We start from the raw sequence: 21,159 nt of genomic DNA on the forward strand, positions 1-21,159 counted from the left end.
CTCACAGAAAGATCGCGAGGTTCTGGGTGCGGAGCACCGACTCGTCGACCGAGATGTGGCGACGGGCCAGCAGCCAGCCGCTCTCGCTGCGCCGGAGCAGGTCGACGCGGCCGGCGGAGATGAGGGCCGGTTCGCGGATGTCGCCGCGGCTGCGGAAGAGCAGCTCGGCCGAGTCGACGATCAACTCGTCGTCGTTGCGAGTCGCGAAGGTGCGGACGTTCGTGATGAAGTGCCGCAGCCGCGACGGCGGGTCCTCGGTCCAGGCGTGCTCAGTCGCGAACCGAGCTACACGGCGGCTGAGCGAGTACTTGTTCTCGTCGAAGTGGGCCATGCCGGGAGCGGTGTCATAGCCGGCGCCGAGTGCCGTGGTCACCTTGACTGGCATGTAGTAGTGGATGTCCTCGGCCAGGAGAGCCAGCCAGTCGTCGTACCGCTGCTGATCGAGAATGTAACTCTCCTCGACCAGCCAGCGGTGTGCCGCGAGGTGACGGGGATCGTCGAACATGAGGCTCTCGCCCACGCGCTCGGTGGTCGAAGCGTAGCCGCCCAGCTGAGAGCGGCTGCCGTCGATCGGGAAGTACGTCGTCATCGGACCGTCTCCTCCCGGGTCTCGCCTTGGATAGCCGGAGCTAGGTCGCCCGGCGTGTCGCACGACGTACCGAGCTGGCCACGGATGGCGCCGCCGATCGAGACAGAGTCGATCTGCTCGGGCTCGCGCTCGAGATAATCGGCCCAGCGGCTGAGGAGATGGCGCTGGTTGTATTCCCCGTAGCCGACGTACGCCGTGCCCGGGCCGGCGAACTGATCGGGGCCGAGCGCCGGGACGACCTCCGAGCCGTCCATCTTCATGCCCATCCGGCTGTTGAGGTGCAGGCGGCGCGCCATGGAGCCGGCGGCGGTGTTGGTCAGCGATACCCAGTTCTCGACATCGTCCTGCTCAAACATTCCGGTACTACCGAAGCACATCAGGTACGCCTTGTAAGACTGCGCCTTGAACTCCTCCGGCGCGTTCTTGTCCACGATGAACCAGGAGAGAACCTCGGTCTCGTTCTCGCTGATCGGCTGCCACTGACGCAGCGAGATGAACGGCAACACATCCTCGCCATCCTCGACCTTGGGCCAGTTGTGAACGAAGCTGAGGTTCGGGAAGATCGACGCCGCCGAGATCATGAAGCCGTTGTCGCCGACCACCGCGAGCTGCTCGTGGCTCCACGTCTGCTTCATCCGCTCGATCATCTCGTCGGGATAGCCGACGTAGCGCAGCCGCTCCTCCAGGGTTCCCTCCGGCAGCTTGTACGTCGTACCGCCGCCGTTGCCGGCCCAGTAGGTATTGCCATCCTTACGCTTCTCCGCCTTCGGCTCACGGAACAGGCCGATCTCAACGACCGATGTGTGGGTCTGAGGCGTGTGATACATATCGCCGGCGAAGTTCTCCGCACCGATCTTCCAGTTCGCCTTGACGCGCCAGCGCTGCGGCCCGCGCACCTCGACACCGTCCGGGCTCTGCTTGGTGTAGTAGTCGAGATAGAACGTGAAGTCGCCGAGAAACTCCTCCAGCGACGGCGCCGCAGGGTCGAGACTCACGAAGATCATCCCGTTGTAGCTGTCCACTGATGGCGCCGGCAGCAGCCGCTGACCCTTCTTGGCGAAGCCTTCCTCGCCTCCGTAGGCCTCCTGGTGGAAGGGCAGGCCGACGATCCGGCCGTCATTGCGGTAAGACCAGCCGTGGTAGGGGCAGCGAAAGTGGGACGCATTGCCCATCTCCGCCCGGCATACCTGCATGCCACGGTGCAGACACATGTTGAACATGACGCGGACCTCGCCGGTGTTGTCACGACTCACGATGAAGGAGTCGTCCAGCACGTGACGCACGACGTAATCGCCGACGTTCGGGATCTCGGACTCGTGCGCGACGAAGAGCCAGGAGCGGCTGAACAGGCGCTCCTTCTCCAGCGCGAAGACGTCCTGGTCGTTGTAGATGTGTGCCGGGATCATCCCCTCGCGCACAGCTTCGAACATGGCGGATTGGTCGCCCATCGTCTCTCCTCCGCATCTCTGTTTTTCAGAGACTCATTCTGCAAGAAAGAACTTGCGAGCACAACCCCGAGAGAAAGTCGACCCGCGGCGGCTGCCCGCGGCGGGCCGCACGGAGAGCGGAGCGCGCGCCCGCGCCACTTCCATTGCCGTGCGCGACAGGTTTGACCTGCTCTACCTCGACAGGATCTCGGGCCGCGGTCGGTGCGCGGCGTCAACCGCGTGGAGGGCCGCCTCTCTTTGCACGCAACCAACCCGGAGGGACGCTTCTCGCCTACGCTCCAGACGAGGTTGCGCAGCCCGCCATGCGTCGGCTGGCCCACGACGCCGTACACCGTCACAGCGCCACTTCAGTCGCGGCGAGGCCCGCCTGATCGCCGCACTCATCGTGGCCTCCCGCGCGATCGGTCGCGAGCTCACGTAATGCTGGGAGGAACGGATCGAGCGTCGGAGCAGGCACTTTCGGGCTCTGCCAGAAGTGCGGCGACCCGATCGGGAAGCATCGACTTCTTGCGCGGCCACAAGCGCGCCAGTGCATTACCTGCAGCCAACGCGACTGACCCTGAGAGAGGGCCGGTCAGGAGAGCAGGCGCAGGTGCTCCCCGAAACTGAGCGTTAGGTCCGCAAGGACGAGCTCGCCCTTCTCGGCGGTCGCGAGCGACGGCCGTCCAATCAGTCCTGACTGTGTGTAGCCGGCCATGCCAACGGCGTAGAGGTGGGTGCGCTCCGAGGCGATGTGGTCGGCATCGTCGAACCCGGTTCGCACCTGCTCGGGCGCGACGGCGAGGACGATGGAGGTCTCGAGCTCTCCCCCGTGCATGTCCTCGTGGTTGTCCGTCACCAGTCCGCCGACCTTGCGGGCGCGTTCCCAGTCGTCACGGTGTGGGAAGACGGCCATCCGGCGCCGGCCAACGTTCGCCTCCTGGGCGACGTTGCCGAGGACGTAGTTGCCGCCATGGCCGTTCACTAGGACGAGCTTCGTGATGCCCCTCTGCTCGAGCGAAGCCTGGACGTCTCGGATCACCTGGTAGAGGGTCGCCGCGCTGATGCTCACCGTGCCGGCGAAGTCGCTGTGCTCGTGCGAGCAGGCGATCGTGATCGGGGGCAGCAGGAACAGGTCGTAGCGCTGCGCGACGGCCTCGGCGATGGCACAGGCGACGATCGTGTCGGTGGCAAGCGGAAGATGGCGCCCGTGCTGCTCGAAACTTCCGACCGGGAGCACCGCCACTGACGCTCCGCGCTCGGCCTCCTCGACCGACGTCGACTTCGGGAGCGTGTCCACGATTCTCCCTTCAGTCACCGCTCACTTCAGCCTGGCAAGGTCTCGTCGGAGCTCGGAGACGGCCGCGCTTCGCTCGTACGGCGCCAGGCGCTGCTTCAGGGACACCCACGTAGCGCGAACTCGTGCCGATCCGGCGGCCCGATAGGCAGCGAGCGCATCCTGACCGACGGCGCACGCCGCATCGACGTTGCCGCGGGTCGCCTCGACCATCGAGAGGCGTGCGAGGCAGGGCGCACGGTCGCGCACGAACCCCGCCGGCCACTGATCGAGCGCGGTCGCCAGTCGGGTCGCCGCGACGTCGTACCGGCGGAGGAAGTAGGCGCTGGTCCCGGTCTCCATCAGGACGTACGCCGGCGTGACGAAGTCGAAACCGCCGCCCCCGTCGACCTCGTCGCTGATGACCTCGAGAGCCAGCTCGGCGGCTCGCTCGCTACGGCGGTGGTCACGGACGAGCGCGTGAGAGATCGCCGTCTGCCGCAGCGTCAACGCCCGCACGGGCGGCGAGACCCGGTCGATGTCGCGACATGAGGCGCTCGTCAGGGTGAGCGCGCGGCCGTGCTCGTGGCGCTCGGCGGCGATGTTGCTCTTGCGCATCAGCACGTAGGCGCGCGTCTCGGGATCTCCGACCTCCTCGGCGAAGTCCATCGCGAGATCGGTCCAGCGCTCGGCCCCGTCGAGATCGCCGGCGTCCTGCCCGAGCCAGCCGGCGAACTCTGCGAACCTCGAGCAGAGCTCAAGCCCATCCTGGCGAACCCTTCCACGTGCGCCGATCAGTGTGGGCTCGAGCGTCGACACCTGCTTCGTGGCGAGCTCGAAGAGGCGTTGCGGCCCGACCGTGTTGTCGACCTGGACGAACTGCCCCAGCAGCGCCTGATAGCCACCGATCGACTCGCGTGAGAGCGGGACCGGATGGTCCGCCACTCCCCCGCCGTCGAGGCCGAGCTCGTCTGGGGTGACGCCGAAGATGTCGGACAGCAGCGTCGTGTAGGGCTCCTGCGGCGTGACGTGGCCGTTCTCCCAGCGGGAGAGCTGCGTCTTCAGGCTCTCGCGGGTCGGCAGCGGCACGCGGCGTGAGGCGCCGAGCGCCTCCAGCTCACTGATCAGGCGCAGCTGCGACCAGCCGAGCGCCTGCCGCGCCGCCTTCAAGCGTGTCTCCATGACTCACTCCACGCAGGAGAGGACCGAACGCCTCCCAGTGGAACACCAAGCACCGACAACTTCGCGCCGCTCGGGCGATCCTGTGGATAACTGCCTGGCGACGTGCCCTGTTAACAACGCTCATCTACCGAGCCACGGCCGGACACGGTTCCCTCGAGGTGGACACACGGAGACCGACCTCGGGATCCACCAGCACCGAAGGAGCGCAGTCATGGTCGCGACCGCCCGATCGACCACCACGTACGTCAGCCTGGTCGAGGCAGCCGAGATGCTGGGCCAATCGGTGAAGACGCTTCGCCGGCGGATCGCCGAAGGGACGCTGCCGGCGTACCGCTTCGGTCCACGCTCCATCCGGGTGCGACTGGCCGATCTGAAAGCCTCCGGACACCGGATCCCCAGCGCCCGACAATGAGCCGATCACCTTCCGGATCCGATGCATATCCGATGCAAGCCGAAATTGAAACAGCCCCTGAATCTGCGTTTCCGCAGGTCAGGGGCTGCTTTTCGACTGGTGGGTGATACTGGGTTCGAACCAGTGACCTCTTCGGTGTGAACGAAGCGCGCTACCACTGCGCCAATCACCCATCGCGGCATCGGCCGCGGACGCAGACATTATCGCATCGAGCGCCGGGACTCACATTCAGGGCGCCATCACACGCTAGCGGAGCCACGTGGGACCGGCGCCTCCCAGCCGCGCCACATGGCGAGCAGCCGCCACCCGGCGCAGACGACGAATCCGACGATCGTGACGAGGGTCTGCGACAGACCGACCTGGAGACCGAACGATGTTACGGCGGCGCCGGCGGCCGCGGGGACGGCGTACAAGGTGCTGCGCCGCAGGATGATGGGCACGCGTCCCGCCAGCACGTCGCGTACGGCGCCGCCGCCGACACCGGTGGCGAGCCCCATCAGCGCGGCCGGCACGGGGCCGAGCCCGTAGTCGATCGCCTTGGCCGCCCCGGCAGCCACGAAGAGTCCGAGCCCGAGCGCGTCGAAGGTGTCGACCAGCCGCTCCATCCGACCCAGCGCCGGATGGTAGAAGAACGTCAGCAGCCCGGCCCCGAACGGCACGAGCAGATAGCGCCAGTCCGCGAGCGCCGCGGGCGGGGTCGCGCCGATCAGCACGTCGCGGATGAACCCGCCGCCGAGCCCGGTGGTGGCGGCGAGCACGAGCACACCGAGGACGTCGAGATCCTTGCGCACCGCGACGAGGCCCCCGGAGATCGCGAAGACGAAGATCCCCACGAGGTCCACGACCACGAGGGTGAGCGACTGGTCCGACCCCACGGCGGCCATGTTCGCGGCATCTCGACGAAACACATCGCAGGCGCGCCGGAGTGCCGCCGGGGATGTGCGTGCGTCGTGGCGTAGGGTCGTCACAACCACTCGAAGGATGAGACGAAGACGAGGATGTCGGCCGACGAACTGCCCCTGACCCCCGCCCAGCTCCCCGAGCAGGGCTCCGTGGCGGATGCGCGCCCTCAGGGGCTGACGCTCGTCTCGGTCAGCCGCGACGGACGCCGGATGCTCTTCGTCGACGAGGCGGGACACGAGTTCACCGTCGACGTCGACGACCGTCTCCGTGCGGCCCTCCCGGCTGACTCACCACGCCGATCGGAGCCTCCTGTGAACCAGACCAGCAGCCTTCGCCCCCGCGACATCCAGGCCCGGATCCGGGCCGGGGAGAGCGCCGAGGAGGTGGCCGCGGCCGCGGGCACCACGCCGGAGAAGATCATGGCCTTCGCCGGCCCGGTCCTCGCCGAGCGCGAGCACATGGCCGAGCGCGCCCAGAAGGCGTCCGTACGCCGCAAGGCCGGTGAGGCGGGCACCGCCCGCACCCTCGGGGACGCCGTCGCCGCCCACCTGCGCACCGTCGGTCTCGACCCCGAAGGCGTCGTGACCTGGGACTCCTACCGACGCCCGGACGGACGCTGGAAGCTGACCGGCGAGTACGACACCCCGGCGCGGGCCGGCATCGCCGAGCTGACCTTCGACGTGCAGGGCAACTACGTCGGTCTCGACAACGACGATGCCCGCTGGCTCGTCGGCGACCGCGTGACGGTGACCTCCGAGGTCGTGCAGCCGGTGGTGGACGACCTCCGGGCCGCGCGTGCCCGCCGGCTGCAGGCACCGGTGGCGCCCGAGCCCGCGGAGACGCCCGAGGCGCCCGAGGCGCCCGCCGCTCCCCCGGCGGCCACGTCCGCTCCGTCTGTGGATCCCATCGACGCTGTCGAGGACACCGTCGAGACCCCGCTCGAGGTCGACACCCCGGTGGAGGCCTACCTCTTCGACGACCCCGTCGCCCCGGCCCGCCGTACGCCGGACGAACCCGCCTCGCCCGAGCCGTCCGAGGACAAGTCGGCTGCGGAGCAGCCCGCCGCCGAGGAGGCTCCGGCCGAGCCGGCCAAGCCGCGGCGCACCTCCCGCCGCAAGCGTGCGTCGGTCCCGAGCTGGGACGAGATCATGTTCGGCGGCGGCAAGTCCGAGTGAGTCCCGCGGGCTGACGGCGCCGCCGTCGGTCAGCCGAACGGCAGCGGCTCGGCGACCAGCGAGACCGCCTTCGCCCTCGCAGCGGTGAGGCGACGGCGGTGGTGCTGGCGGCAGAGCACCTCATAGGCGACCACGCCGGCCTCGCCACGAGGCTGCTCGACCGGGTCGACGTCCCCGACGACGATGACCTCCCCCTCGGTCACCATGATCCCGTCCTCGGTCCGGGCGTTGTGCGTCGCGCGCTTGCCGCACCAGCACAGCGCCTCGACCTGGAGCACCTCCGTGCGGTCGGCGAGCTCGACCAGCCGCGCCGACCCCGGGAAGAGCCGGGTCCGGAAGTCGGTGAGGATGCCGAAGCAGAAGACGTCGATCTGGAGCTCGTCGACGATCTTGGCGAGCTGGTCGATCTGCCCGGGGCTGTAGAACTGCGCCTCGTCACAGATGAAGTAGTCGATCCGGGCACCCTGGGTCAGCGCATCGACGGCATACCGCCAGAAGTCGAAGTCGACGGTGACCTCCACCGCGTCGTGGGTGAGCCCCAGCCGCGAGGTGACCATCGCCTCGCCACCGCGGTCGTGGGCGGTGAAGATCCGGCCGGCGCGGCCACGCGCCGCGTGGTTGTGGTTGGTCTGGAGCGCGAGGGTCGACTTCCCTGCGTCCATCGTCCCCGTCCAGAAGGTCAGCTCGGCCACGGCGCAGATCCTTTCACGGCCTGCGCCGCGGCCCGAGCCGGGTCATCCGTGGGTCATCGGTGGGTCACTGGTGGGACTCCGTGACCGCGAGACCCTGCTTGCCCATCGCGCTGGTGATCGTCGTGACGAGCCCGCTGATCGTCGTCAGCGAGGCGAGGTCACCGTGCCGGATCTTGCTGCCCAGACCCGAGACGGCCGCGGAGAGCTTCTGCAGCGGGGTGCCGATCGCCTTGCAGAGAGCGGGGCTGGCCTGCACGTTGGATGTCGCGTTCTTGGTCAGCTTCGCGATCAGCAGCGACGCGCCGCCGGCCTTGATCATCGCCCAGGTGCGGCCGTCCGCGCCCTTCTGGAACTTGCCGGCTTTGTAGGGCTTCCAGATCCAGTGGTGGAACGAGCCGGCGATGAGGCCGACGTCGGCCACGAACCGAGTCTTGGGGAACGCCTTGGTGTTCTCGGTCGGGCACGTCATCGACGCGCTGGTGCTGGTCGTCTGCGTGTCGCTGTCGTCCGAGCCGCAGGCCACCAGGCCGAACGTCGCCAGCACCACGACGGCCAGAGCGGCCACCATTCGTCTCATCACGTGCTCCTTCGGGAGGGTCCGCTCATCGAGCGTCGCGTCGGTCTTCACGAGCATGAGGACGAGGATGGCGCCGGTTCGTGACGCGGTCCAGACCAGCGCGCCGTTCAGCTGACCAGCAGCGGGATCAGCATCTCGTCCGGCGTGAGCGAGCCATGGAGTCCCACGAGGGTGTTCTCATAGGGGAAGTCGGCGGTCGAGACGACCGCATGGTCGGCGTACGCCGCCACGATCACGTCGCCGAGCCTCGGAAGCACCGCGGGGCTGACCCGGCCGAACCAGCCGCGGCCGATGGCGTCCTCGCGCGTCATGACCTCCGCGCGGTCGCCGAGGACCTCTCGCCACGTGTCGACGACGTCGACCACGGCGCCGCGCGCGCAGTAGAGATGCCGGAAGCGAGCCTCGCCGCCCAGCAGCGCGACGCCGTCGCGGAGCACGTGCTCCTCGTCGACGTCGATGCGGTGCTCCGGCGGGCAGTCGATCATGCCGTGGTCGGCGACGACGAGCAGCCGGGTCGAGGGCGGCAGCGCGTCGCGGAGCTGCTCCGCCTCGGCGTCGATCATGGAGAGCTGCTGGAGCCACGGCGCCGACGCGACGCCGTACCGGTGGCCGGTCCAGTCGAGATCGCCGTCGTAGAGATAGGTGAGCGAGGTCGGCTGCCGCGAGACCGACAGCGCGGCGGCGATCCGCTCCCCCACCCGGTCGGCGCCGAGGTAGTCCGCGCCGCGCTGGGAGGCGAGGGTCAGTCCGCTGCCGGCGAACTCCCGCTTGTTGACCACCGTCGCTGCGACACCGACCTCGGCGAGGCGCTGGAACGCGGTGGGGTGGGGCTGCCACTCCTGGGGATCGACGTCCTTGCGCCACTGCAGCGCGTTGAGCAGGTGGTCGGTCCCCGGCACCCGGGAGGTGAACCCGACCAGGCCGTGGCCGCCGGGAGTCAGCGCCGTGCCGAGCGAGGTGAGGCTCACCGCGGTCGTGGACGGCACCCCCGCCGTCGCCGGCTCCTGGTGGTCGAGGAGCGAGGAGAGGTACGGCGCGGCGTGGGCGTAGCGGCGCAGCAGGTTGGCCCCCAGCCCGTCGACGAGGAAGAGGACGTACGACGCCGCCGGCGGCAGCTCGGGACCGGTCGGCGGCTCGGGGTCGGCCGGCGTGCCCGGGAGCGGGCGGCCGAGGGCACGCGCGATCGCCGGAACGACGTCACCGAGCGACCGCTCGCCGTAGGCGGGCGGGACGAACCCCGTCACCTGCGGTGGGTGCGCGACGAGAGCGACTCCGCGAAGGCGAGGAGCCGGCTGACCGCGTCGGGGCCGTCGGCGGCGGCCGAGACCCGCAGCGAGAAGTCGTCGGAGGAGAGGACGCCGGTGTAGCCGTGGTCGGCCTCGCAGTTGGGGTCGGAGCAGGTGGCCGGCTCGAGGTCGACGCGGCTCACGCCGCCCCACCCGATGGTGAGCACGGCCTCGGCCGGACGGCCCGGCCCCGACGTCGGGTTGGCGATCATCCGCGTCACCACCACCGAGGCGACCGAGTCGAGCCGGACGGCCTCGGTGGAGGTCGAGGTGTAGGGCTCCGGCAGCAGGTCGTCACCGGCGTGCTCGTCGGTGTGGGCCAGGATCAGGCGGGTCGGGGTGAGCACCAGCACGGAGAGATGGCGACGGACCTCGTCGTGCTCGAAGGTCGGCTCGTGGTGGACGAAGAAGGAGACGACCTGCTCCCCCGCCACCGCCGAGGCGACGCCGTCGGTCACCACGTCGGGGTAGTAGCCGGTGCGCTCGATCTCGGTCCGGAGCTCGAGGGAGCGATCGAGGTCGTCGGTGCGCGTGCTCATGATGCAGAGTCTGTCACGACACCCGCAGCCATCCGGCGGCGAGTGCACAGGCAGACAGCTCAGTCGGGCAGCGTGTCGGCGATGGCGGGGTTGAGGCGGCGTACGAACCAGTCCGAGCGCGGGTCGGCGACCGGCTCGACCCGGGCGGTCGCGGTGAGACAGCTCGACCCCTGGATCCCGACCAGGACGAGCGAGAGCTCGAGCGAGCTGATCTGCGGCTGGTCGTTCTGCAGCTGGGCGACTCGGAGAATGAGCCGCTCGATCTCCTCGACGTCGACGACGTCGCCGCCGCGGTAGCCGAAGAGCATCGGCGCCGCCTTGACCTCCCGGACCATCGACGCCGCATCACGATGCGAGAGCGGCGGGATGCGGTAGACACGGTCGCCGAGCAGCTCGGTCAGTGGGCCCGCCACGCCGAAGGAGACGACCGGTCCGAAGAGCGGGTCCTCCATGCTGCGGATCGTGATCGGCACTCCCGGCGGGGCGGTCTTCTGGACGGTGAATCCGCCGACGTCGGGCGTCACGCGACCCGCGATCAGCTCCCACGCGTCGAGCATCTCCTCGGCGTCCTCGATGTTGCGGACGACGTGGGCCTGGTCCGGCCGCTCCCGCACGCTGTCCGCGGTCGCCTTGAGGACGACGTCCCAGCCCAGCCCCTCGGCCGCCGCGACGGCCTCCTCCGGGGTGCTGACCGGGTGGGATCCCCACAGCTCGATGCCGTACGCCGCCAGCAGCCGCCGCAGCTCGTCGTCGCCCAGCTCGCCACCGGCGGGACGCTGGGCGAGCACCTCGCTGACGAGCTTGCGCGCCGCGGGGACGTCGACGTCGTCGGCCGCGATGGGCGGGCCGTCGGGGGTGCGGAGCCAGACGGCGTACTCCACGACCTTGGCGAGTGCGCGCACGGCGCTCTCCACCGAGGAGTACGACGGCACCGACCCGCGTCCGGCGGTCGATCCGGCCACATCGGGGACGCGCAGCAGCTCCGGCACGCCCTCGGCGCCCAGGAACGACGAGACGAGCGGCTTGTCGGACTGTTCCCCCACCGCGGCGAGCACGTTGGCGATGTCCTCGCCGGTGACGTCCAGCGGCGGGATGTAGACCGCGACGACGGCGTCGACATCGGGGTCGTCGATCGCGGAGTCGAGCGCGTCCTCGAAGTCCTCGGGGGTGGGCTCCGCCGCCAGCGGCACCTGCTTGTTGACGACCAGGCCGACCGAGGCGGCGGCGTCGGCGGCGAGCAGCCCGAGCGCGTCGGAGTTGCCGACGATGGCGACCCGGCGCCCGCGCGGCAGCGGCTGGTGGGCGAGGAGCTGGGCGACGTCGAACATGTCGTCGAGCGTGTCGACCTGGATGATCCCGGCCTGGCGGAACATCGCGTCGACGGCGGCCGGCGGCGCCGAGATCTTGCGGACCGCGTGGCCCATCGGGACACCCTGGGTGGTGCGACCGGAGCGGACCGCGACGATCGGCTTGCGCAGGCTCACCCGGCGCGAGATCCGGGAGAACTTGCGCGGGTTGCCGATCGACTCCAGATACATCATGACGACCTCGGTGGAGTCGTCCTCCTCCCAGTACTGCAGGAGGTCGTTGCCGGACACGTCGGCGCGGTTGCCGGCCGAGACGAACGTCGACAGCCCGAGCCCGCGGTTGTTGACCTTCTCCAGGATCGCGCTGCCGAGGGCGCCCGACTGGCAGAAGAAGCCCGCGCGGCCGCGCGGCGGCATGAGCGGTGAGAGGCTCGCGTTGATCTGGACGGCCGGGTCGGTGTTGATGATGCCGAGCGCGTTGGGGCCGATCAGGCGCAGGCCATAGCTGCGGCTGAGGTTGACCAGGCGGCGCTGGCGCTGGCGTCCCTCCTCGCCGGTCTCGGCGAAGCCGCTCGAGATGACGACCAGGCCGTGGACACCCTTGGCCGCGCAGTCCAGGACGACGTCCTGCACGGCCTCGGCCGGGACCGCGACGATGGCGACGTCGACGTCGTCGGCGATGTCCTGGACCCGCTTGTAGGCCGGCATGCCGCTCACCGCCGGCGAATTGGGGTTGACCACGTAGACCCGGCCGGTGAAGTCGCCGATCACCAGGTTGCGCACGAGCGCCTGGCCGATGGTCTCCTGACGCCGGCTCGCCCCGATGACCGCGACGCTGCGCGGGTTGAAGAAGCGGTTGATCGAGGCCGCCTCGGCCTCGTGCTCGCGCTTGGCGAGGATCCCGACCGCGGTGTCGGTCACGTCGATCGGGAACTCCAGCGAGATCACGCCGTCCTCATAGACCGACGCGACCTTGTAGCCGGCGTCGCGGAACGTCTGGATCATCCGGCTGTTGTCGGGGAGCACGTCGGCGGTGAACCGCGAGATGCCGCGCTCGCGCCCCGCCTGGGCGAGGTGCTCGAGGAGGATCTGCGCGATGCCCCGGCCCTGGTAGTGGTCCTCCACGAGGAACGCCACCTCGGCCTCGCCGGGTCGGACGACGTCGTACCGTCCGACGGCGATCATCCGGCCCCGCAGCGTCAGGATGAAGGCCACCCGGGTGACGTAGTCGAGCTCGGTGAAGCGGTGGATGTCCTTCTCCGACAGCGTCGGCATCGGCGAGAAGAAGCGGTAGTACTTCGACTCGTCGGACACCCGGGCGTAGAACTCGACCAGCAGGTCCTTGTCCTCGGCCGTGATGGGCCGGATGTGGGCCGTCCGCCCGTCGCGGAGCAGCACGTCGGCCTCCCAGTGGCGGGGCCAGGAGGGGCTGCCTGAGGGGCTGAGCGTGGTCACGCCTGAAATCTAGCGGGAGACCATGGCGTACGGCGTACCGTGCCACCTCACGGGAGGCTGCGGACCGCGTCGTACGACGCCCTCCGGCGTGCCCCCGTGGGTTCTGTCGGTAGCAGCAGGGAGAATGCCCGCATGGCACGTGGCAAGACCCAGCAGGAGCCCGAGGACTTCGAGGAGCACATCCTCGACATCGACGTGGGCGACGAGATGCGCTCCTCGTTCTTGGAGTATGCCTACTCCGTCATCTACTCCCGCGCGCTCCCGGACGCCCGTGACGGGCTGAAGCCGGTGCAGCGCCGGATCCTCTACACGATGAACGACATGCGGCTCTTCCCCGACCGCGGTCACGTGAAGTCGGCCCGTGTCGTCGGCGAGGTCATGGGCCGGCTCCACCCGCACGGCGACGGCGCGATCTACGACGCACTCGTGCGCATGGCGCAGTCCTTCGCGATGCGGCTGCCGATGGTCGACGGGCACGGGAATTATGGTTCTCCTGACGATAGTCCGGCAGCCATGCGATACACCGAGTGTCGGATGGCGGCGCCGGCGGTGGCGATGACGGCGAGCATCGACGAGGACACCGTCGAGTTCCGCCCCAACTACGACAGCCGCGAGCTCGAGCCGGCCGTCCTCCCCGCGGCGATCCCCAACCTGCTCGTCAACGGCGCGTCCGGGATCGCGGTCGGGATGGCGACCAACATGGCGCCGCACAACCTCGTCGAGGTGGTCGCGGCCTGCCGTCACCTCATCACCCATCCGGACGCCACGCTCGACGACCTGATGCGCTATGTCCCGGGCCCCGATCTGCCCACCGGCGGGACGATCGTCGGCCTCGACGGGATCCGGGACGCCTACGAGTCGGGCCGAGGCAGCTTCAAGATGCGCGCCACGGCCCGGATCGAGCCGGTCGGCCGCCGCAAGGGCATCGTCGTGACCGAGCTGCCCTACAACGTCGGCACCGAGAAGGTCATCGAGCGGATCAAGCAGCTCGTCCAGTCCAAGAAGCTCCAGGGCATCAGCGACGTGAAGGACCTCACCGACCGGGAGAAGGGCACCCGCCTGGTCATCGAGCTCAAGAACGGCTTCGTGCCCGAGGCCCTGCTCGAGCAGCTCTATCGCCAGACCCCGCTCGAGGACTCCTTCGGCATCAACAACGTGGCCCTCGTCGACGGCCAGCCGCGCACGCTCGGCCTCAAGCCGCTGCTCGAGGTCTTCCTGGGGCACCGGTACGACGTCGTACGCCGCCGGAGCCAGTACCGCCGCGGCAAGGCCGCCGACCGCCTCCACCTGGTGGAGGGCCTGCTGATCGCGATCCTCGACATCGACGAGGTCATCCAGGTCATCCGGTCCTCCGACAACGCCGGGCAGGCCAAGGAGCGCCTGATCGGGGTCTTCGAGCTCTCCGAGGCGCAAGCGGAGTACATCCTCGACATGGCGCTGCGGCGTCTCACCAAGTTCTCCCGGATCGAGCTCGAGAAGGAGCAGAGCGAGCTCCAGCGCACCATCGAGGAGCTCGACGCGATCCTCTCCGACGAGCAGCTCCTCAAGAAGGTCGTCTCCGACGAGCTCGCCGAGGTCGCCAAGACGTTCGGCACACCCCGCCGGACCGTGCTGCTGCAGTCCGCCGGCTCCGCGGCCATCGAGGCCCAGAAGATGTCGGTCGAGGTGGCCGACGAGCCCTGCTTCGCGTTCCTCTCCTCGACCGGCCTGCTCGCGCGTACGGCGAACGCCGACCCCCTCCACACCGGCGGCGGCCGCGCCAACCACGACGTCATCGTCTCGGCGGTGGCCACCACCGCCCGCGGCGAGGTGGGCGTCCTGACCTCCACCGGTCGCCTCGTGCGGCTGGGCGTGCTCGACCTGCCGGCGATCCCCGCGACCGCCGGGGACCCCAACCTGCAGGGCGGCGTCCCGCTCTCGGCGCTGCTCTCCCTCGACGCCGGTGAGCGCGCGCTCGCGCTGTGCACGCTCACCACCGAGGGGCCGGGGCTCGCGCTCGGCACCCGCCTCGGCACGGTCAAGCGGGTCAACCCGGAGGTGCTCAGCAAGGACGAGTGGGAGGTCATCCGCCTGGCCGACGGCGACGAGGTCGTCGGCGCGGTCCAGCTGCAGACCGGCCGGGAGGAGCTCTGCTTCATCACCTCCGACGCGCAACTCCTCCACTTCGGCGCCGACGGCGTCCGGCCGCAGGGCCGCACCGGGGGCGGCGTCGCCGGCATCCGGGTGGCGCACGGGTCGCGCGTCGTCTTCTTCGGCGTCGTCGACCCCCAGGACGGTGCGGTGGTCGTCACCGTGTCCGGCTCGTCGAGCGCCCTGCCCGGCACCGAAGCCGGCTCGGTGAAGGTGACGCCGTTCGGTGAATACCCCGCCAAGGGCCGTGCCACCGGTGGCGTGCGCTGCCACCGCTACCTCAAGGGCGAGGACACCTTGGTCTTCGGCTACGCCGGGGCCGGGCCCGCGCGCGCCGCCGCCAACAGCGGCGTGCCCGTCGAGCTCCCGGCGGCCGAGGGCCGGCGGGACGGCTCGGGGATCCCCGCGGGGCAGCCGATCGACGCGGTCGCCGGCCCCGTCGCCGTACGCCTCGGATTGGACGTCGCCCCGGGCACGGAGTCGTGATGTCCAGGCCGGGGTCCAGGCGGCACGGCGTCCTCGTCGGCGTCCTCGCCGCCGTCACGCTGGTCGCCACCGGCTGTGGCGGCTCCGGCGGCGGCCTGACCCCGCACGATGCGCTCGCGGAGGCCAAGAAGCACCTCGACGACACCGCCGGCGTCCACGTCGTGCTCGCCACGAAGGACCTGCCCGACGGCGTCGACGGGCTGGAGAAGGCCGACGGGGTGCTGACCAGGGCGCCCGCGTTCAAGGGCACCATCACGGCGCCGATCAAGGGGCTGAAGGCGAGCGTCGACGTCGTGGCGGTCGGCGGCAAGGTCTACGTCAAGCTGCCGTTCGTCGGCAGCTTCCAGGCCGTCGATCCGGCCGACTTCGGGGTCCCCGACCCCGCGACGCTCCTCGACGAGAAGACCGGCATCTCCTCGCTTCTGCCCGCCACCGAGAAGGTGACGAAGGGTGACAGCGTCCGCGGCGGGAAGGACAACAAGCAGGTCCTGACCGAATACTCCGGCACCGTTCCCGGGTCCGCCGTCGCCGGCATCATCTCCGGCGCGACCGGCGACTTCTCCGCGACCTACACCATCGACGGCGACGGCGTGCTCACCGAGGCCGTCCTCACCGGCCACTTCAACGGGACCGGCGTCGCCGCCAACACCTACACCGTCGACCTCGACGACTACGGCACCCACCCGGAGATCACGGCCCCGTGACGCGGCCCTCGCGGCGCGCGCGGACGCTGCTCGCCCTCGCCTCCGTGGCGGTCGCGTTCGCCGCGGCCGACACCTACGTCGTCGTCCTCGCCCTCCCCGACATGATGGCCGGGGTCGGGCTCTCCGTGGAGCAGCTCCAACGCGCGGCCCCGGTGGTCTCCGGCTTCCTGCTGGGGTACGTCGCGATGCTGCCCCTCATCGGCCGCATCGCCGACGTGCGCGGTCGGCTGCCCGTGCTCGTCGCGGGGCTCGTGGTCTTCGCTGCTGGCTCGCTCGTCACGGCGGCGGCGTACGACCTGGCCTCGATGGTCGTCGGCCGCTTCTTCCAGGGACTCGGTGGCGGTGCCCTCGTCCCGGCCACGATGGCGCTGGTCGCCGACCTCTATCCCGTCGAGCGCCGCGGGGTGCCGCTCGGGCTCGTGTCCGCCGTCCAGGAGCTCGGCTCGGTGCTCGGTCCCCTCGGCGGTGCCGTCGTGCTCGCGCTCGCCGACTGGCGCGGCATCTTCGTGGTCAACCTCGTCGTCGGCGTGGTCCTCGCCCTCGCCATCCGCCGACTCGGTGCGCATGCTCGGCCGGAAGGACCCGCCGAGTCGGCCCCCATGGTCGCGAGAGTCGATCCGATCGGTGTGGCGCTCCTGATCGTCATGCTCGTCGCCGCGGCGCTCGTCGTCATCGAGCCGACGGGCATGATGCGCGACGTCACCTGGGGCCGGCTCTTCATCCCCCAGCTCGGATCGGGACGCTGGACGACCCCGCTGGGACTGGTCGCGATCGTCGCCGCCGCGGTGTTCCTCGAGCGCTGCGCAACGGCCCGCCGGCCGCTGCTCGACCTGCGCGGCTGGCTCCGGAGCGCGCGTGACGTCGACCTGCTCGGCGCCTTCCTGCTCGCGGTCGTCCTCGGCGGCATCATCCTGGCCTTCGCGACCGCCGACCCGTCGGTCCAGGTCATCTCCGCCCAGGGGGTCTGGTATCTCCTGGCCGCCGCCCTCGCCGCGGTCGCGCTCGGCGTCCACCTCCGGCACGCCCGCGACCCGCTCGTCCCGGTCGGCACCCTGCGTCGTACGCCGGCGTGGGGCTCGGTCCTCGTCAGCTTCCTCGTCGGCGCCGCCCTGGTCGCGGCCCTCATCGACATCCCGCTCTTCGCGCGGACGACGATCTACGGCGACAGCCAGCTCAAGGCCGCGCTCGTCCTGCTCCGCTTCCTGGTGGCCCTGCCGGTGGGGGCGGTCGCCGGCGGCTACCTCACCCGGCGGGTGCCCGCCGGGGCGGTCGCCGGCGCCGGCCTGCTGCTCGCCGCGCTCGGCTTCGTCTGGATGACCCGCTGGGACGTCGACAGCCTGGCCCAGGCCGCAGCGACGCTGCCCCTCGTCGTCGGCGGTCTCGGCTTCGGTCTCGCCCTCGCCCCGGTCAACGCCGCCGTCCTGGCCACGACCGACAGCGCCGTCCACGGCGTGGCGAGCTCCCTCGTCGTGGTCGCCCGGATGGTCGGGATGCTCGTCGGGATCTCGGGACTGACGACACTCGGGTTGCGCCGCTACTACGCCGAGCAGGCCGACCTGCCCCCGCTGCGCGAGGTGTGCTCACCAGGCGCGGGTCTCTGCCGGGAATACTCCGACCTCCTCCAGCGCGCCGGCATCGCCCAGGAGCACACCGTCTTCGCCGGCGCCGCGGTCGCGGCTCTCGCCGGCGCCGTCCTCGCCGTGGTCCTCTTCCGGGGTGCGCCCACCCGTGAGGTGGATACCCGCGAGGCGCTCTCGGCCGTCGGATAACCTCAGACCATGGCCGACGACTTCGAGGATCTCCTTGCTGCCAACCGCGACTACGCCGCGAACTTCGCCCTGAGCGGCTTCGACGGCATCGCCCACGCCGGCGTCGCGATCGTGACCTGCATGGACAGCCGGATCGACCCGCTCAACATGCTTGGGCTCAAGGCGGGCGACGCCAAGATCTTCCGCAACCCCGGCGGCCGCGTGACCGTGGCCGCGATGGAGGCGCTGGTGCTCGGCGTCCACCTGCTCAACGTCAACCGCATCCTCGTCGTCCCCCACACCCGCTGTGCCGTCGCGAGCAACAGCGAGGCCGAGCTGAAGAGCCGCATCGCCGAGTCCGCCGGCCAGGACGCCAGCTGGCTGCCGCTCCACGTCATCGACGACCAGGTCCGTGCCCTCGCCGAGGACGTCCAGAAGGTGCGGTCGCACCCGCTGATCCCCGACACCACCCTCGTCGGCGGCTTCCTCTACGACGTCGACTCGGGTCTGCTCAGCCAGAAGGTCTGAGCAGGCGGACTCGGCCGGGACGGGTCACGCGCGCGGTCGCCAGCGCTTCCACAGCGCCTCGGCCTCGGCGCGCACCTTCCCCTCCCACTCCAGGCGTACGGCGGCGGTGATCTGCGCCTCGTCGGCCTCGAGCGTCTCGGCAACCAGCGTCACGGCCTCGGTCAGCGGCGCCGGCCGTCGGTAGCGCACGTCGATGCCGGCGGTGACGTAGGCCAGGTCCTGGCCGGGCGCGGGCAGCCAGCCGGCGGCGAACGCCGTGTGGTGGACGGCCGCGGCGCTGTGGCAGTCGAGCAGCGTCGCGATCACCCCACCGTTGAGGTATCCGCCACCGTTGTCGTGCTCGGGCCACGGCATGAAGGTCGCGGTCACCGTGCCGTCCGGCTGGGCGAAGCTCTTCAGCTGCAGACCCGCCTTGTTGGCCGGGCCGCAGCCGAAGCACGTCATCGTCGGCCACCACTGGTCCTGGAGCGCGTCGGTCGTCATGGCCCCAGCCTGCCCGAACCGCGCGAGACGCGCGTTGCGACCGGCCGAGATGCGCGTTGGACCGGTCGAAATGTGTCTTGTGACCGGTCGAGATGTGTCTTGTGGACGCGTCCCGAGGGCCACGACCGCTGACTCGACCCGTTGGAACCGACATCTCGGGGTCTCAGGAGACCAGCTCGGCCCCTGCGTAGACGTTGAGGTCGCCGTGGCGGACCATCCCGGCGAGGAGGAGGTCGTGCTCGCGGGCGAGGTCGACCGCGAGCGAGGACGGCGCGGAGACCGCGACGATTCCGGCCACGCCGGCGGCGACGGCCTTCTGCACGATCTCGAACGACACCCGACCGCTCACCACCAGCAGGTGGTCGGTGGCCGGCAGCAGGCCGTCGAGCAGCGCGCGCCCGACGACCTTGTCGACGGCGTTGTGACGGCCGACATCCTCGAAGGCGCACCGCAGCTCCCCGTCTGCGGTCGCGAGCGCCGCGGCGTGGACTCCGCCGGTCTTGTCGAAGGCACGCTGCCGCGCGCGGAGCGCGTCGGGCAGCCCGGCGAGCACGTCGCGGTCGACCGCCCAGCCCGGCGTGTGGGGTGTGGCGCGTCGCAGCGGTGCGAGGTCGAGCACGTCGGCGGAGCAGACGCCGCAGGCGGCCGACGTGATGAACGCACGCGGTCGTGGCGGCGTGACGCCGGCGGCGAGGGTCATGTGGACCCGGTCGGTGTCCTCCTCGCGACAGGTGCGCAACTGCACGATGTCGTCCGGGCGGCGTACGCCGGACTCGACCGTCAACCAGCCGGCGGCGAGCTCGAGGTCGTGACCGGGCGTGCGCATCAGCGTCGCGACCGCCTCCCCGTCGAGCCCGAGCACCAGGGGCGCCTCGACCGCGAGGTCGTCGGGCGCGCTCACCCCACGTCGCACGATCGCGCGTCGGGTTGTCATCACGGCCATGGTCCCAGCCTAGATCTCGGTAGGTGAGTCCGCCGACTTCCGCAGCGGCTACGGATCCCGTCGCCGTGCCGTGCTCCGTAGGTTCGGCCCGACGCCACCCCACCATCCGCCTGAAGGAGACCACCATGCCGCTCTACATGGACGTCCACCGCGTCGGCCCGGTCAAGGCCGACGACGTCGCCGAAGCCCACGCCAAGGACGTCGCCATCCAGGACCAGTACGGCGTGAACTACCTGAACTACTGGGTCGACGAGAGCGAGGGCCTGATCTTCTGCCTCGTCGACGCGCTCGACCCGGAGGCCGCCAACACGGTTCACAAGCAGTCTCACGGACTCGTCGCCGACGAGATCCACCAGGTCAGACAGGGCTGAGCGCCCGCGCTCAGCCGCCGAGGAGCAGCGCCCGCACCGCGACAGCCGCCGGCGTCACACGCCTGGTGCGGCGTGGGGTCCCGGACGTTGCGGGAGAGGCGGCCGGCAGGCGAGGAGGAGCGTTCAGTCGACCAGCACCGGAGTCGCGGTCACCGCCTCCAGATCCAGCTCCGGCCCCTGGATCGTCACCGTCCCCGCCACCGCACGCCACCTGCCGCCATCGACCCGGAAGTCCGCCCCATAGGTCGTCTCCAGACTCGGATGGAACATCCCCTTGGTCAGATAGCGGTGCGTGATGTCGCGCGCCAGCGCCGCCTTCGTCGTGAACGGCCTCCCCGGATCCCGCGTGGTCAACCAGTGACCATCCCCGAAGACGAACGAAAATTCGTTCGGCCGGATCCGGAACTCCACCCGATGACCCAACAACCTCACCGACCGCCGAAACGACCCCTGCGTCGTGTAGAACACCGTGTCAAAGTTCACCAGCGTCCGCCCCTTCGGCGGCTGAATCACCAACGGCGCGGCCGGCAACGGAAGCTCTCGGAAAGCGTGGATGACGCGCTCGACGGTCAGGCTCACCGGGCCGTCGTCGGTTTCAGTTTCGGATGCGCAACCTTCATGCGGATCCGTGGTCCTGCCGTCGGGGTACTCGTACCAGATCCACGTCATCAAGCTCCCGTCGTCACACTTCATCGGGTGCAGACACTTCGCCGTCATGCTCATGCCGCACAGCACGGTGGTGTGCTTCTTGAGCGCTTGGTGCGCCACGTCCCTCGCTTCGCCGCCAGGCGACTCCTCCGATCCCGTCGCGCTCGCCAGCTTCTTCGCGTCGTTCTGACGCTTGGTCATATCGACATGGAGCCGGTCTCCCTTCGCGGTCGCACTGGATGGCGGGTCCGTCGCCCAACCTCGCGCAGGGATGACGGCGAGCAAGGCAACCATGGCG

At 70.2% G+C, this 21,159-nt stretch carries 20 protein-coding genes, 1 tRNA gene and 1 pseudogene; 8 read left to right on the plus strand and 14 right to left on the minus strand.

From position 1 onward, the window contains the following. Position 1: 1 nt before the first annotated feature. Entirely contained in the window at positions 2-589 is a 588-nt protein-coding gene (locus AB3X52_RS08865; protein ID WP_367993392.1) for a 3-phenylpropionate/cinnamic acid dioxygenase subunit beta, read from the minus strand. Next, positions 586-2,037 carry a Rieske 2Fe-2S domain-containing protein gene (locus tag AB3X52_RS08870; RefSeq protein WP_367993394.1) on the minus strand — a complete coding sequence of 484 codons (1,452 nt, stop codon included), beginning with the start codon at positions 2,035-2,037 and terminating at the stop codon, positions 586-588. Before AB3X52_RS08870 ends, AB3X52_RS08865 begins: the two co-directional genes overlap by 4 nt. A gap of 464 nt (positions 2,038-2,501) precedes the next feature. Between AB3X52_RS08870 and AB3X52_RS08875 the strand changes: the two are divergent. Next, positions 2,502-2,594: pseudogene (locus AB3X52_RS08875) on the plus strand (TraR/DksA C4-type zinc finger protein); the annotation flags it as partial. Between the two features lie 17 nt (positions 2,595-2,611). Here AB3X52_RS08875 and AB3X52_RS08880 read toward each other — a convergent pair. Further along, the gene (locus tag AB3X52_RS08880; RefSeq protein ID WP_367993396.1) at positions 2,612-3,316 is read right to left on the minus strand and encodes a creatininase family protein; all 705 of its coding nucleotides are present in this window, start codon (positions 3,314-3,316) and stop codon (positions 2,612-2,614) included. A 21-nt stretch (positions 3,317-3,337) separates the two neighbouring features. Next, on the minus strand, positions 3,338-4,474 hold the full coding sequence (locus AB3X52_RS08885; RefSeq protein ID WP_367993398.1) for an NsdA family TPR-like regulatory protein: 1,137 nt from the start codon (positions 4,472-4,474) through the stop codon (positions 3,338-3,340). Between the two features lie 211 nt (positions 4,475-4,685). Here AB3X52_RS08885 and AB3X52_RS08890 point away from each other — a divergent pair, with 211 nt between their 5' ends. Further along, positions 4,686-4,886 carry a helix-turn-helix transcriptional regulator gene (locus AB3X52_RS08890; RefSeq protein ID WP_367993400.1) on the plus strand — a complete coding sequence of 67 codons (201 nt, stop codon included), beginning with the start codon at positions 4,686-4,688 and terminating at the stop codon, positions 4,884-4,886. Positions 4,887-4,983: 97 nt separating this feature from the next. Here AB3X52_RS08890 and AB3X52_RS08895 read toward each other — a convergent pair. Together AB3X52_RS08895 and AB3X52_RS08900 are read right to left on the minus strand one after the other, a co-directional pair. Beyond that, positions 4,984-5,058 (minus strand) — tRNA-Val (locus AB3X52_RS08895). Positions 5,059-5,125: 67 nt separating this feature from the next. Further along, the gene (locus AB3X52_RS08900) at positions 5,126-5,770 is read right to left on the minus strand and encodes a trimeric intracellular cation channel family protein (RefSeq protein ID WP_367993402.1); all 645 of its coding nucleotides are present in this window, start codon (positions 5,768-5,770) and stop codon (positions 5,126-5,128) included. 114 nt (positions 5,771-5,884) lie between these two features. Here AB3X52_RS08900 and sepH point away from each other — a divergent pair, with 114 nt between their 5' ends. After that, positions 5,885-6,964 (plus strand): septation protein SepH, encoded by a 1,080-nt coding sequence (gene sepH, locus AB3X52_RS08905; protein ID WP_367993404.1) that lies wholly within the window; start codon positions 5,885-5,887, stop codon positions 6,962-6,964. 29 nt (positions 6,965-6,993) lie between these two features. Here the strand turns inward: sepH and AB3X52_RS08910 are convergent, their stop codons facing one another. From AB3X52_RS08910 to AB3X52_RS08930, 5 genes are all read right to left on the minus strand, one after another. Further along, positions 6,994-7,656, minus strand: a complete 663-nt coding sequence (locus AB3X52_RS08910) for a thymidine kinase (RefSeq protein ID WP_367993406.1) — start codon at positions 7,654-7,656, stop codon at positions 6,994-6,996. A 64-nt stretch (positions 7,657-7,720) separates the two neighbouring features. Then, positions 7,721-8,290, minus strand: a complete 570-nt coding sequence (locus AB3X52_RS08915) for a hypothetical protein (protein WP_367993408.1) — start codon at positions 8,288-8,290, stop codon at positions 7,721-7,723. Between the two features lie 50 nt (positions 8,291-8,340). Beyond that, a complete protein-coding gene (locus AB3X52_RS08920) occupies positions 8,341-9,477 on the minus strand; it encodes an alkaline phosphatase family protein (protein ID WP_367993410.1) in 1,137 nt (378 codons plus the stop codon). Next, positions 9,474-10,058, minus strand: a complete 585-nt coding sequence (locus AB3X52_RS08925) for a DUF5998 family protein (protein ID WP_367993412.1) — start codon at positions 10,056-10,058, stop codon at positions 9,474-9,476. The genes AB3X52_RS08920 and AB3X52_RS08925 overlap by 4 nt, the downstream gene beginning before the upstream one ends. A gap of 59 nt (positions 10,059-10,117) precedes the next feature. Beyond that, positions 10,118-12,820 carry a bifunctional acetate--CoA ligase family protein/GNAT family N-acetyltransferase gene (locus AB3X52_RS08930; RefSeq protein ID WP_367993414.1) on the minus strand — a complete coding sequence of 901 codons (2,703 nt, stop codon included), beginning with the start codon at positions 12,818-12,820 and terminating at the stop codon, positions 10,118-10,120. Between the two features lie 132 nt (positions 12,821-12,952). Between AB3X52_RS08930 and AB3X52_RS08935 the strand changes: the two genes are divergently transcribed. From AB3X52_RS08935 to AB3X52_RS08950, 4 genes are read left to right on the plus strand one after another with little or no spacing between them, the layout of a single operon-like run. Next, the gene (locus AB3X52_RS08935; RefSeq protein WP_367993416.1) at positions 12,953-15,436 is read left to right on the plus strand and encodes a DNA gyrase/topoisomerase IV subunit A; all 2,484 of its coding nucleotides are present in this window, start codon (positions 12,953-12,955) and stop codon (positions 15,434-15,436) included. Beyond that, positions 15,436-16,140, plus strand: a complete 705-nt coding sequence (locus tag AB3X52_RS08940) for an LppX_LprAFG lipoprotein (protein ID WP_367993418.1) — start codon at positions 15,436-15,438, stop codon at positions 16,138-16,140. The genes AB3X52_RS08935 and AB3X52_RS08940 overlap by 1 nt, the downstream gene beginning before the upstream one ends. Then, a complete protein-coding gene (locus tag AB3X52_RS08945; protein ID WP_367993420.1) occupies positions 16,137-17,909 on the plus strand; it encodes an MFS transporter in 1,773 nt (590 codons plus the stop codon). The genes AB3X52_RS08940 and AB3X52_RS08945 overlap by 4 nt, the downstream gene beginning before the upstream one ends. 9 nt (positions 17,910-17,918) lie before the next feature. Next, positions 17,919-18,416, plus strand: coding sequence for a beta-class carbonic anhydrase (locus AB3X52_RS08950; RefSeq protein ID WP_367993422.1), 498 nt, complete (start codon positions 17,919-17,921; stop codon positions 18,414-18,416). A gap of 24 nt (positions 18,417-18,440) precedes the next feature. Here the strand turns inward: AB3X52_RS08950 and AB3X52_RS08955 are convergent, their stop codons facing one another. Together AB3X52_RS08955 and fdhD are read right to left on the minus strand one after the other, a co-directional pair. Then, complete coding sequence (locus tag AB3X52_RS08955; protein ID WP_367993424.1) at positions 18,441-18,899, minus strand: PaaI family thioesterase; 459 nt, start codon at positions 18,897-18,899, stop codon at positions 18,441-18,443. A 163-nt stretch (positions 18,900-19,062) separates the two neighbouring features. After that, positions 19,063-19,842: a formate dehydrogenase accessory sulfurtransferase FdhD gene (gene fdhD, locus AB3X52_RS08960; protein WP_367993425.1), complete on the minus strand. Its 780-nt coding sequence runs from the start codon at positions 19,840-19,842 to the stop codon at positions 19,063-19,065. A 125-nt stretch (positions 19,843-19,967) separates the two neighbouring features. On the opposite strand from fdhD, the gene AB3X52_RS08965 reads away from it, so the two are divergent. After that, the gene (locus AB3X52_RS08965; RefSeq protein ID WP_367993427.1) at positions 19,968-20,213 is read left to right on the plus strand and encodes a DUF4242 domain-containing protein; all 246 of its coding nucleotides are present in this window, start codon (positions 19,968-19,970) and stop codon (positions 20,211-20,213) included. 123 nt (positions 20,214-20,336) lie between these two features. Here AB3X52_RS08965 and AB3X52_RS08970 read toward each other — a convergent pair whose 3' ends face one another. After that, on the minus strand, positions 20,337-21,062 hold the full coding sequence (locus AB3X52_RS08970; RefSeq protein ID WP_367993429.1) for a hypothetical protein: 726 nt from the start codon (positions 21,060-21,062) through the stop codon (positions 20,337-20,339). Positions 21,063-21,159 lie beyond the last annotated feature (97 nt).

It is taken from the genome of Nocardioides eburneus (assembly GCF_040838215.1).
GTDB classification, from domain to species: domain Bacteria; phylum Actinomycetota; class Actinomycetes; order Propionibacteriales; family Nocardioidaceae; genus Nocardioides; species Nocardioides eburneus.